Source organism: Dysgonomonas sp. 25 (assembly GCF_010501075.1).
Taxonomy (GTDB): Bacteria; Bacteroidota; Bacteroidia; order Bacteroidales; family Dysgonomonadaceae; genus Dysgonomonas.
This window is the reverse complement of record NZ_QVMN01000002.1, coordinates 563808-576902: the sequence shown is the minus strand read 5'-3', so window position 1 is coordinate 576902 and position 13095 is coordinate 563808. Positions and strand designations below refer to the sequence as shown.

The 13095-nt window shown below is 41.7% G+C and carries 11 protein-coding genes; 2 read left to right on the top strand and 9 right to left on the bottom strand.

Annotation, left to right across the window (positions count from 1 at the left end; genetic code table 11):
* Positions 1–239 precede the first annotated feature (239 nt).
* The 4 genes from nth to D0T66_RS05600 form a co-directional block, all read right to left on the bottom strand.
* Positions 240–875: an endonuclease III gene (nth, locus tag D0T66_RS05615; protein ID WP_163356261.1), complete on the bottom strand. Its 636-nt coding sequence runs from the start codon at positions 873–875 to the stop codon at positions 240–242.
* Positions 876–947: 72 nt separating this feature from the next.
* On the bottom strand, positions 948–3071 hold the full coding sequence (locus tag D0T66_RS05610) for a peptidylprolyl isomerase (RefSeq protein WP_163356260.1): 2124 nt from the start codon (positions 3069–3071) through the stop codon (positions 948–950).
* Between the two features lie 106 nt (positions 3072–3177).
* On the bottom strand, positions 3178–3843 hold the full coding sequence (lptC, locus tag D0T66_RS05605) for an LPS export ABC transporter periplasmic protein LptC (RefSeq protein ID WP_163356259.1): 666 nt from the start codon (positions 3841–3843) through the stop codon (positions 3178–3180).
* Positions 3844–3864: 21 nt separating this feature from the next.
* Complete coding sequence (locus tag D0T66_RS05600; RefSeq protein ID WP_163356258.1) at positions 3865–5190, bottom strand: hypothetical protein; 1326 nt, start codon at positions 5188–5190, stop codon at positions 3865–3867.
* Positions 5191–5473: 283 nt separating this feature from the next.
* Between D0T66_RS05600 and D0T66_RS05595 the strand changes: the two genes are divergently transcribed.
* Positions 5474–6169, top strand: coding sequence for an exosortase/archaeosortase family protein (locus D0T66_RS05595; protein ID WP_255489725.1), 696 nt, complete (start codon positions 5474–5476; stop codon positions 6167–6169).
* 39 nt (positions 6170–6208) lie between these two features.
* A complete protein-coding gene (locus tag D0T66_RS05590; RefSeq protein WP_163356256.1) occupies positions 6209–6913 on the top strand; it encodes an MBL fold metallo-hydrolase in 705 nt (234 codons plus the stop codon).
* Positions 6914–6949: 36 nt separating this feature from the next.
* On the opposite strand, the gene D0T66_RS05585 is transcribed toward D0T66_RS05590, so the two are convergent.
* The 5 genes from D0T66_RS05585 to D0T66_RS05565 all read right to left on the bottom strand — a co-directional run bounded on the left by D0T66_RS05585 (position 6950) and on the right by D0T66_RS05565 (position 12980).
* The gene (locus D0T66_RS05585; RefSeq protein WP_163356255.1) at positions 6950–8104 is read right to left on the bottom strand and encodes a glycosyltransferase; all 1155 of its coding nucleotides are present in this window, start codon (positions 8102–8104) and stop codon (positions 6950–6952) included.
* 113 nt (positions 8105–8217) lie between these two features.
* On the bottom strand, positions 8218–9375 hold the full coding sequence (gene lysA, locus D0T66_RS05580) for a diaminopimelate decarboxylase (RefSeq protein ID WP_163356254.1): 1158 nt from the start codon (positions 9373–9375) through the stop codon (positions 8218–8220).
* A gap of 8 nt (positions 9376–9383) precedes the next feature.
* Entirely contained in the window at positions 9384–10700 is a 1317-nt protein-coding gene (locus D0T66_RS05575; protein WP_163356253.1) for an aspartate kinase, read from the bottom strand.
* A 216-nt stretch (positions 10701–10916) separates the two neighbouring features.
* Entirely contained in the window at positions 10917–11339 is a 423-nt protein-coding gene (locus D0T66_RS05570; RefSeq protein WP_163356252.1) for a hypothetical protein, read from the bottom strand.
* A gap of 696 nt (positions 11340–12035) precedes the next feature.
* On the bottom strand, positions 12036–12980 hold the full coding sequence (locus tag D0T66_RS05565) for a hypothetical protein (protein WP_163356251.1): 945 nt from the start codon (positions 12978–12980) through the stop codon (positions 12036–12038).
* Positions 12981–13095 lie beyond the last annotated feature (115 nt).

The following is a 13095-nucleotide window of genomic DNA, read 5'->3' as shown; positions in this document are numbered from 1 at the left end:
ATTGATACTTGTCGATTATTTATACCGAAATACAAACAATCTGTACTACACGCTTAAATCTATCTCTTTTCTAATATGTCAATGAGCTCGCTTTTTTCGCTTTCTCTCGGGATATCCTTCCCGACTAAAGCGGTGCAAAGATAGGCATCTTTTTTCGCTATTCAAAGTTTTTCGAAAAAACTTTTTAATATTTTTTCACGCATAAAATATCACGCTATTTATCAAGAAGTTATAATTCATCATTTTTGCGTAAAATATTTACACCAAGGGGCTATTCCGCACTCCAAGCATTTAGGTTTTCGTGCCAAGCAAACATATCTGCCATGCAGAATTAACCAATGATGGGCTTTTGATAACAAATCAGAGGGGATATATTTCAGTAATTCGCGTTCTGTTTCTTTAGGCGTCTTCGAATTATTTGTCAATCCGATACGGTTAGAAACGCGGAAAACATGTGTATCGACAGGCATAGCCGGCTTATTGAAAGCGACAATAAGCATCACATTAGCCGTCTTCCGCCCTACCCCGGGTATCGATTCAAGTTCTTCGAGGGTTTGGGGAACAACTCCTCCGAAATCGTTTATGAGCTTCCGAGCCATCCCTACCAAGTTTTTTGCCTTATTATTAGGATAGGATATACTTTTAATATACGTGTATACTTCCTCCTGAGATGAAGCCGCCATTACCTCCGGCGACGGAAAGGCCTTAAACAAGGCCGGAGTAACCATATTAACGCGCTTATCGGTACATTGAGCCGATAAGATAACAGCTATAAGCAAATGGAATGGCGTATCAAAATGCAACTCGGTTTCTGCAAGAGACATATTCTCCGAAAACCATCCCAAGACTTTTTGATATCGTTCTTTTTTTGTCATATTGCAAATTTAAAAGAAAAACCCTTACAGTCATAACTGTAAGGGTCTCCTTATAATAATATAAGATATTTATCAGAATTTTATCCGGTTATCTTTCACATCCATTTTGTCACGCAAAACAAAGATTGCACCTTGACGCATTTGATATGAGATTTCCTGGTTCAGACGCATTTTAATCTGCTCTGCATTGAATTCTTTCGTGTCCTCAGCCTTAGCTGTCACTTTTATTGCATATACACCATCCTCACCTTTCAACGGCGCCGCTAATTGATCTACAGCTCCATGTTTAGCATATACGTTGAATAATGGCTCGTATCCGAATGACAACTGACGGGTATCGAACGAAACATAATCAACAGTCTCCTCTTTTGCATCCATTGCCTGCGCATAAGCATCAAGCGTTGTGAGGTTTTTCGATTTAAGATCTGCTATTATCTTTTCCGCTTTCTTATCGCGGATTAATTCATCTTTCAGTATTTTCTTCAATGATGGTTCCGAGAAAGGTACATAATCATCATCAACTCTTGATTTGATAATGGCTACAATCTTTTTGTCCGGATAGTCAAACTTCGCGACTTTACCCGTTTCATTGTTAAACGCCCAAGAAATAATGTTATTAGTCGTTCCGTCTGCCTGATCCAAACCGATGAAAGACGGTGCTATCATGGCGTCAGAAACCAATCCGTACCCTTTAGTTTTGGCACTTTGGTCAAATTTATCCACATTGCCATTCTCAGATATAAATTGGTTCAATTCATTGTCTATCGAGTTCAACGTTCTCTCACTGATAATAACAGGCATGCTGATAGCGGCTATCTTAACTTTCTTTACAGGTTTTGTTCTTTCAGCAACGCGAACAAGCCATGTCTCGCCACGTACATTTAGTTTAACGATCTCTCCTTGTTTTGCTGCAAAAACAGGCTTATTAATATCTATCGATGCTAATTGAGCTTCAGTCAGCCATCCAATATATCCATCTTGTGCCGAAGGATCGATTTCATTTGCAACAGATGCGAACGATTTACCTTTTTTGATTACATTCAACAAACTATCGGCAATATTATCGACCATCTTCTTGTCAAACATCTCAGGTATGGCAATTCTTTGCAAGTGAACTGAATCGGGAGCAACCGTTTTGTCTACATATTTGATTGCAAGGAGATCCTGCCCAATAGTAATAGGTCCTAAAACGTCTCCAACATTTGCTGATTCGATAAAGTTACGAGCTTCTGCCGACAAGAAAGCCGGTGAAACGAAAGCGTCTACATATTGCGCTGAATATTCATTTAGCACACCAAGCATATCGTCTGATTCACTCAATTTCTTGGCAGCCGTCACCATTTCTTTTCTCACCACTGCATAATCCGCATCACTCGGAATCACATCTTTGATAAAATAAGAGATAGTAGAAATTTCCGATTGCAGTTTAAAGTTATTTTTGCGTTTATCATACAATGCTTTCATTTCGCTCTCTGATACCGTAACTGACGAGTCTGAGAGAGATGTATATGGCTGCACAACATATGCAAAGTTTGCATTTGTCTTAGCATCTTCGTATGCAATTTTCACTTCGTCGCTATTAGCAAAAGTCGTAGCACCAACCAAAGCAGCATATTTTTCTTTAAGACGCTGTATCTTTACTCTTTTCTCTATGTATGGCCATACACTTTTTGCACGATCCAAATATGCTTGCTCTTCGGCAACAGGCGAACCATTACGCATCATCGTCAAAAAGTTTATGAGGAATGCCTGATTGAACTGTCCTGTTTGAGGATCACGGAACATCTGTGCAATCTCTTTATCGTAATAAAAAAGCGATGAAGGATTGGAGCCGTAAAACAAATCAGACATTTCGTCTGCTGTAACTGCCAGACCTAATTTTTCTGCTTCCTGCAAAATCACCATTTCGTCAACCATTTCGCGATAAACAGTTTCACGATTTTGCAAATCCTGGTTACCCTCATTAGACGATTGTCCGGACAAGAAGCTACGGAATGCATCGTATTCCTGAAGACGTTCCCGATACTCGCTTGTCGTTACCACTGTTCCATCAACAGAAAATACGTTATCCTTAAATTTCCGCAAGAAAGCATTGGAAGACGTAAACAAGTCTGAGAAGATAAATGCTAATAAAGCCAAGCCCAACAATCCGATGAGTAAGCCCGCTCTACTTCTAATTTTTTGCAATACAGCCATTTGACTAAATATTAATTTATTATTAGATTTTTTCTTTTATTCAAAAAATAGTTTTTCAGGATGCGAAGATAATAAATCGAGATTAAAATTCATTAAAAAAACGAGACTATTCTTTAATTTCTGCACTTTTCTCTGTCGATCCATCTTGAAGTTCATCCGTAGGACGAGGAATATCTGTCTTCTTTTCCTCTGCCTGATATACAACAGGAGAGTCTACCACCTTAAAGAAGGTATAATTCGTAAATTGTTGATCTGCTTCAAATCCCCCTACTCCATAAAGGGTTATCTTATTCGGCCTTTCCACTGTGACAAACTTGGATGAATAGACTTTTTCTTTCTTGCCATCCCAATAAAACTCTTCGCTCATAAATTTCTCTCCGGCAGGGTTCTGAATGCGAACATTGCCAGCTAATTTCCAGAACCGCTTTTTATCATAATACCATGCCGTATCGGCATCTACCGTAGCCACAATATTCATCAATGTATCATAATTCTCGACATGTACTCCTTCGGGGAAGAACGAGTAAGGCTCTTTTGCCGAATCATATATTTCCCATACGGGAGTGATTACATGATACTCGAGATAACCCGAATCAGACGAAATCGTCATATCGACGCTGTCGGTCCGCATAGTAGGCATTTCAGCCGGATCGCCGGATATGCTGATCACATCGTTCTTATCGCCATTGCAGGATACTAAAAAAGAAGTCATAGCAATGATGATTGCTATGATTATCAAATACTTCTTTCTAAGATTTATACCTGTTGCCATGACAGAGATAAAATATATTGTTTATCGTAGTTTATTCTTCCAGAACCATACCTCGTTGAAGTTGATCCCGACCGATACTCCATAGTATTCTTCTTTGATCATTGCCTTCATCTTAGGTTCGAGCCGCTTGTATTCGAAAGTGACATTTATATATGAAGTACGTCCTCCATACAATTCGCCTTCTTTTATCGGAATACCGACTCCCAGCGTAGCGCCATATTCGTCGAATCCTTTGTAATGAGTAACACCACCGGCATCGGTATGGGCTACATTCATATACGAGTTGGCATAATTGAAACCTCCTCTGAAACGCATACGCTTAAAGAAATCACGTTCGCGTGGAGCGATAGCATACTCAACACCCGCAGCAATTTTAACACGGTTATTAAAGCGCTCCTTTGAATCTGACGGAAGCCCGTCACCCATTTTCTCGGTATACTTCACATTTTCCCATTGCTGGAAAGTCACATCTGCACCAAAGGTCAACCGTTGATCATGCACCAAAGTGAATCCTAAACCAAACGTTGCAGGCATACCTGTAGGAACATTCTTTACTGTATCGCCATCATAACTCTCCACATTACCCGAAGCATCGTAATTAATCGTCAGATCTTCATAATCACCTTTCGAATTTATTTTAGGCGAGAAAACCGCTCCGAGAATCAATGTATTTTTAGGAGAGATGTCGAATTGATATTGTGCACCTATGTCAAACTTTGCTGTCCGCACTTTCAGTTTCACCACCTCGCTCGATGTATTACTCGGAACGCTTATCGAAGGTAGGCTACGTTTATGCTCCATCTTACCGAACAAGTACGAAACATTCGCTCCCACCGAAAGGCCTTTCAGCGGAGTCTGGTATCCCAATCCCCCATACACCTGGCTTAAACCGCCCGTTCCGTCGAATGTCTTTTTGTACGAAACGCCTCCGGCACTCTCGATACTACCAAAACTATAACCCACTGAAGAAACAGGAACAGCCCCTACACTCACCGCCATATTTTTGGTAACAGGAAACAACATCGTCAAATAATCCAATCCTCCGTTATCATCCGTTTGGTTTGCACCATTCTCCGTCAACTTCGACGAAGTATAGTTCACGCTCATATCGAGCATGAAAGTAAGGGAATCGACACTTGTATAAGATGCCGGGTTCAGCGGGTTGGCACCTTGCTTATGACGCAAACCATATCCTATTCCTCCCATCCCTTTCGACGGCCCCACGGTCTGATCCTTCAATACCCCGTATCCATAGCGGCTATACGGTGAATTCGTCATCTGAGCGGCAAGCGAACCTGCAAAGAATACCAATAACGCAAGTAATGTGAACTTTTTTATTTTCAGCATGCTGTATTTTTTTCGATTTATAGTTGAATTTTGTGCAGATAAAGAGATTTACTCTCCAATCACGTTTCAAACTATATTAACATAATTTTCTTCAAAATATTATTCCTGATGCCCAAAAAATTCAATATCGGACTGTCCGATATCAATAGGAATAAATCCGCTGCAAAGTAAATTAAAAAAACTCAGTAATTCGAAAGTTTAATTAAAATGTCACCTTTTTTTTTGCTTAAAGCGATATATTATGTAATTTTAATATCTTCGTATGCAATTTCGAATATCAAGAATGACCAATTGGATCGATCATAAACTGGATAACTTATTACCTAAACCTATAAAGCCTTTTAAGGACATTATATGGTTTCTCTTCCTTTTCCTTGCCTTCGACTTCATCTGGAAGTTGTTCGTACGCGAGGGAGAAGAAGAGAGCATCATGCTCGTCCTGGGGCACGACCTCACCTCGTTGACCGACGGTTTATGCCTCTGGACAGCCAAAGCAATCCACTGGCTGGTACATGATATTTTCGGCTATACTGACTTCACCCGCGAAGGGATAACCCTTTACTTCAACCGGGAAGAGAGGCTGCCTGTCGACATCGTTTGGGCCTGCACCGGATTGAAACAATTGCTCATGTTTTCCTTTATCATTGCCTTTTATTTCGGCCCGGTAAAGAAAAAGCTATGGTATATTCCATTAGCCGCGCTAATCCTGCTCACCATCAATATTGTCCGTTTAGCGATTATCTTTGTCATTATCAAAGACCCCTTCCCCGAATGGTTTATACACGTAAACGAATGGTACAACGACCGCGCATGGGTAAACAGCCAGGCGGGGCATCATCAATTCTACAAAGATTGGTTCAATGTATTCCATCGCGACATCCTGACATGGATATATTACGACGGGGTAATGTTCCTTTTGTGGCTCTTCTGGGAGGAGAAAATAAATAAGCCTTACCAACGGTTATTGAAGAATAAGTAACCCAAATTCGGATTTTTTGCCTTATTTATCAGGATAAGAATGAAAAAATGGAAAACGAAAAATGGATACAATATCATACAGCTTTTGTCAGGAAGAAGCAATGTTTTTCTATTAAGCCATAATAATACAACCATCCTGATAGACACAAGTTCCAAAGCTAACTGGAACAACTTATCAAGAAAATTAGATTCTATCGGTATCGTCAAAATAGACTATCTGATATTAACGCATACTCACCACGACCATGCCGCAAATGCTCAAAAAATAAGAGCGAAATACAAAGCTTCTGTGATAGTCCATAAGAGCGAGGCTGATTATCTGGCTAACGGAAAAGCCATTTTACCCAAAGGCACTACTTTCTTTACCCGCATAATAGGCTCTTTAGGAAAGAGAATAGAACACAGATTCAATTATGAGCCCTGCCCATATGATATAAAAGCAGATTCATATCTCGACCTAAGCATGACAGGAATAAACGCATACTTATTTCATACCCCCGGACATTCTATCGGTTCTGTAAGCCTTATTATCGATAACGAAATAGCCATTGTGGGAGATACGTTATTTGGCATATTCAACGACAGTATATTCCCTCCTTATGCCGACAATGTTAATCAATTGATAGATAGCTGGAAAGGATTATTGTCGACCGGTTGCAAAATATTTCTCCCGTCTCACGGTTCCTCCAGAGATAATACTCAATTAGAGCGAGAGTATAACAAGAGGATAAGGACAGAACAATAAATAAGGCATGCCACCAAAAAAGATGCTACATCCCAACTATCTTACTCTCCGCGAACGGCTTCTGAATCTTAATGTATAAAGCGGCTGAAACCAATCGAGTATCAGCAAAGACAAACGGAACGTACCTGTAAGGAAATATCTGGACGATTTGTTCAGCACAACCAATTGCACTATATAACGAATCAAGAAGAAAAGCCCCGTTACAATAAGCACACCCCAATCCTGTTGGAGAGAAGCATATGCACCCAAAGCGATGAACAATCCATAGAAAAGATAGCGAGAGAATGCCTCGAATGAGAACCAGTCCACAAGACCGCTTTTAAAACAGGCTTTGGCCATCGAATACGACTTCTTTATCTTGCGCCAATGAGCAAAACTATTCAACGTCTTCTCCATAAAGCCGTCCGTATTCAGGCAGACTGCCGTATTCGAAGCATTTGCTATGGTATTGATAAAGACATCTTCGCTGTTTTCGAGGTATAGATGTCCCGAAAACCCTTTATTATCGAAAAACAGGTGTCTCGCAAAGGCGATATTAGGATAAACTCCCGTATACGGTTTCCCCTTGATAGCAGCCGAAAGATATTGCAGGCTGAAAAACATATCATCGAAACGGGCAATCCTGTTATAGAAAGGCGCATCCTTAGCATAGAAAGCATGCCCCAATACAATCTCTTTTTCATCGGACATTTGCTCTATCATGGAAGCAATCCAACGGTTCGACAGCGGACGGCAGAAAGGCTCCGTCACCAGAACAACATCTCCTTTTGCCGCTTTTATTCCGAGCGTCAATGCCATCTTCCGAAAGCCATATTTCTTATCGAGCGAATGAGGCAGAAAGGTATGATACAAATTAGGATAGGTCACTTTCAGCGATTCCAGCAGCTCATAGCTCTCGTCCGTAGAGCCGTTATTCACCACTATAACCTCAAAATCGGGATAGTCCTGCTCCAATATTTGCGGGAGCAACTCTTTCAGATTCAGATATTCATTTTCTGATTCCATCACAACGGATACTTTCGGAAAACGATTATAAGGAAGAGTAGTGTCTCCCGTTTTCTTGGCCTCGTTCAAAGGCTTCCGGTAATATACCAGATAAAAATACAACTGTATAACAAAAAGCAACAGCAACAGGCTGAGACCTATTATCTCAACTATATCAATGGTATAGAACGAAACTGGAATTTGCATCGGTCAAATCATTCTGATTATACATTCTTATAAAACGACACCAAAGATACAAATAAATAAGAGCCGCATGAACTTATACGACCCTTATTCAATCTTATATCATGTTTTGCTTCTTATATCTTATCCGAGAAATAAGCCTTAGGAATCTCGCGGCAGTTATAGCGCGACGCCATGATTTCGCCATAAGCGCCTGCCGAACGAAGTGCAAGTAAATCCTCGCGATGTGCTTTGTTCAACTCGTAGTCTTTGGCAAAAACATCCGACGATTCGCAGATAGGCCCTACAACATCGTAGCGCTCCACCGGTTCATCCGACGAAAGGTTTTCGATCTTATGATATGCCTGATACAAAGCCGGACGGATAAGGTCAGTCATACCCGCATCCACAATGACAAAGGTCTTACTTTCTCCTTCTTTCACATACACAACGCGTGTTATCAACGAACCGCATTGCCCTACGATAGAGCGTCCCAGTTCGAAGTGCAATTGTTGCCCTGCCCGCAATTTCAGATTAGTATGGAAAAGCGCGAAATAGGCTGCAAAATCAGGAATCGGAGATCCGTTCGGGTCTTCATAGTCTATTCCCAATCCACCACCGACATTAATATGTTCGAATGTGACACCTTTCGATTCGAACCAATCCTGCAACTCATTCACCTTGTCGCACAATGGTTTATAAACACTTATATCTTCTATTTGCGAACCAATATGGAAATGCAGCCCGATAAGTTTTACGTTCGACAACTTAGCCAGACATGCTATTGCCTTTTCCAGGTGGTTCAGCGAGAAGCCAAACTTATTCTCACTCAACCCGGTTGTAATATATTCGTGCGTATGCGCATCCACATCCGGATTGATGCGTAATGCCACCTGTGCAGTCTTTCCTTTCTTGGCGGCCAACTCATTTATAACCTCCAATTCGGGCAAAGATTCCACATTGAAACAGAAGATATTCAGGTCGAGAGCCAGATTGATTTCTTTATTCGTCTTACCTACTCCGGCAAAAACGATCTTGGATGCCGGAAATCCGGCGTCGATAGCTGCTTTTATTTCATTTCCGCTAACACAATCCGCACCAAAGCCTTCAGATGCAATATGTTGCAGTATCTTGGAATTTGCATTCGCCTTGATAGCATAATGCTGTAAAAAGCCATACTTTTTGGTCTCCCCTTTTACCGTTTTCAGTGTTTGCTTCAAGAGTTCAGCATCGTAGTAATAAAAAGGTGTCTCGATCCCTTTAAATTTCTCGATGGGAAAATTTCCTTTTCTCATTTATCGAATTATTTATTAAACAGTTTCTCATTCAGTAATTGCAATGCCCGCTCCTTATCTTCGTGTTTGATAAGCAACGATACATTATAATTGCTACCTCCGTACGAAATCATCCGTACAGGGACATCTTCGACTGCCTCCATTATCAGGGATTGGAATCCGGTATTTTCCCAATTGAGGTCGCCCACAATACCGATTATTACCATTCCTTTGTCAACAGAAACTGTACCATATTTCTTCAGGTCATCTACGATGTTGTCTAAATTCTTTGTATTGTCTATCGTCATTGAAATACCGACTTCCGACGAAGCAAGCATATCGATAGAAGTCTGATAATTCTCGAACACTTCGAATACCCGGCGCAGGAATCCGTGCGCTAAGAGCATACGCCCCGATTTGATTTTAATCGCCGTTATACCATCTTTCGCGGCAACGGCTTTTATCGTATTCGGCTCTGTTTCGTTCGAGATTAGTGTTCCTTCCGTATCAGGACAATTGGTATTCATCAGCCGGACAGGGATATTCGCCATCTTGGCCGGCAATATCGACGACGGATGCAGTATCTTCGCCCCGAAATAGGTTAATTCGGCTGCTTCGTGAAAATTCAACTGGCGAATCACCTTTGTTCCTTTCACATAGCGCGAATCGTTGTTCTGCATCACATCCATGTCTGCCCATATCCGTATTTCCTTTGCTCCTACGGCAGCACCGATAAGACAGGCAGAGAGGTCGCTCCCACCCTTGCGCAGATCGTCTATTTCGCCATAAGCGTTACGGCAGATATAGCCTTGTGTTATATATACATCGGCATCTTTGTTCTCTGATAACAGATGAGTTAGTTTCTCTTTGATATAGGAAGCATCGGGAACAGCATTTTTATCGGTACGCACAAAATCGGGTGCATACAGGTATACTGTCTTCAGGCCGTTCTCAGTAAGGTATAGATTCACCAATTCGGTACTTAATATCTCTCCTTGTGCCAGCACAATGCGCTCTTCGAAAAGGGTAAACAAATCTTTTGTGAACGAGCGGATATAGTCAAATTTCGCCGTTATGAGGCCCGAGGCTTTTTGCCTGAACTCATCTTTAACAAAAAGCACTGACGACAGATTCAAATATTCAAGCTCCAGACGATTGATTATTTCATTCGCCCCCTCCTGATTCTTTTTATACAGGTAATTGGATATTTCGGTCAGAGCCTCTGCCGTTCCCTGCATAGACGAAAGCACAGCTATATCGCCGCCGCCTTCTTTCAGAATAGCTGCTACGGCTTTTATTTTATCCGCCGAGGCAAGAGTTGCAGTCCCAAATTTTTGAATTTTCATCTTTCAATCTTTCTATTAAAAAAACGAGCTAACAAAAATACAAAAAATCGGATAAAATAATCCTCTTAGAGCACACGACATTGATAAAAAAAATAAAAAGCCCTCACTATAAGAACCTTATATTTTCATAATACAGAAAATAACAGTTGCTTTTCGGCCTGAACCTACGAACAACTGTTATCAACGGTCTACAAAAAAGAAGCCTACTCAGTAGTATCACTTACCAAACAGACTGCCTATTTTTCCTAAAATGCCGCCTCCACTCTTAGATCCACCTAATGATTCGATCAATGACTCGACATTGAAATCGCCCGAACCTACTTTGTCCGAAACAGCTTTCACTACCATAGGCACTAACGAGGAGGCTATTGTTGATGCCAATCCGGCATTTAAACCTAATCTGCTTGTCAGTTCGCTGCTGACCTTATTTTGCAGCATCGTTACGAGCGAATTGCTGCTTCCGCCGGAATTGCCGGAAAACAGGGATGTCAATCCCGAGAGGTTATCGGTCAACCCGTCTTTTAAAGCTCCTGCAGCTGTTTCGACAACTGCCCCTTTCTTATCGGCAGGGATTTGCGAATTGTTATTCACAACATCTTGCGCATACCCTTTCACCATGTTCATTATTTGTGACAACATAATACCTTTGTTTTTTAAGTTATGTAATGCATTTTATATACTACATAACATGCCCTATATCGATTAGTTCGTTTCGGAATAGTTAATAAAAATAACCGATTAATAATCAATCTAAAAGATAATTTCACCACAAACAACGTTTCGAGGAGCGTAAGCGGCTCAAAGGACAGAAAGCGTTTCTTTACAGGACTGATATGCCTGTCAAGTTCTGTCAAAAACCTACTTTACTGATTATCAAGCGAAATTTAGTTAAAACTTGACACACTTGACATATTTGACGCGATACAGTGTTTTTTTAGCTTGTCATTTTTTATTACTTAACCGCGAAGGGCTCAAAGATTCTACACCAAGAGCACAAAGTAAAAGAACGGTTCTGTCATGCTGAGCCTTTGGCGAAGCATCCCGACCCGAGGATGAACAGCGCAAAGCGTAACGAGATCCCTCGCATCCGCTCGGGATGACAAAGAACACAGAGAAACAGTCCCACCCCCTCCAACCTCCCCCAGTGGGGGAGACTTATAAGTACAGATAAATTATTTGATAATAGTTGACGCACCCCCTCTAATTGACTACACTCCGTTCCGTCGAACGTTGTTTCTCCCCCAACTGGGGGAGACTTTTTTATTCCCCCTCTTGTGGAGGGGGCGGGGGGAGGTAGTTTCCTCTCCTGCTGGAGAGGGATATAGGGTGAGGTGGTTACGGACAAGTAGGCTTGGTTATAGAGTAATCCGCTGTCGTTGTGCCCGGGAAATACTGGGGAGCTACAGACCAACTAGATATACAGGGGCAATAATTCGGATGAAGCTTAAACTTATCCACTTCCGTTTGCGTCAGTTGAATAAAACTGCATTCCAGCGATGTTAAATTAGTGTTTGCCGAAACATCCAAAGTTGTCAGTGGGTTACTATGACAATTCAGTTTTGTTAAAGCCGTGGCTCCCGATACATCCAGACTTGTCAGCCGATTAAGTTGGCAATACAGTGTTGTTAAGGCCGTGTTGGTCGATACATCCAGACTTGTCAGTTTGTTACTATGACAATTCAGAAATGTCAAAGTATAAAGCTTACCGATTCCGGTAGCAAAGGTTAGCTGTTTGGCAAAAAGCATCAATTCTGTTACTCTTTTTTCGCCGCATATAGTCGTCCAGGTAACCCCGGCAAAAGTTGTGGGATCACCACTCAAATTCCACCCCAGCGTATTGCCCGGGTTGGCATTGTAGAGGTCTTTCAGGGCTTGCACATCCTCGGCGTAGCTGCCTTTGGGTCCGCTCTCGGAAACTGTACCCATCAACTGTACCCATTGCTCTCCATCCCAAAGGAATGGCCCGGCAGGTCTTCCACAGAGAGGGTTGTCCAAAGTGTTATAGACTATCAATCCTACATGGTCGGCCATATTGTAGCTTTCCGAAGTATTGCCAATCGACTGAGCCAATTCTGTATCCGTAGTAGGTCTTAATTTGCTTAGTTGCACACGCGGCAAACCTAACCCCAGCGTAGATAAGCCGTTCGCATTCATCTTTAAGTCGAGTAGCGCTCCGGCATTGGGCTTCTCACCGCTGCCGATGGTTACTTGCCCGTGCAGGCCGATTGTTGTTGTTAAGAAGGCTAATATGATAATAGCCTGTGTCAAAGTTTTTTTCATGTTATAAAAAATTTAACCACCTCCCCCTGTCCCCCTCCACAAGAGGGGGTAGCAGAAAAAGATGAAGTGAATAATATGTTTGTTTGAGCCCCACCAAACCTCCCCGTGGGGGAGG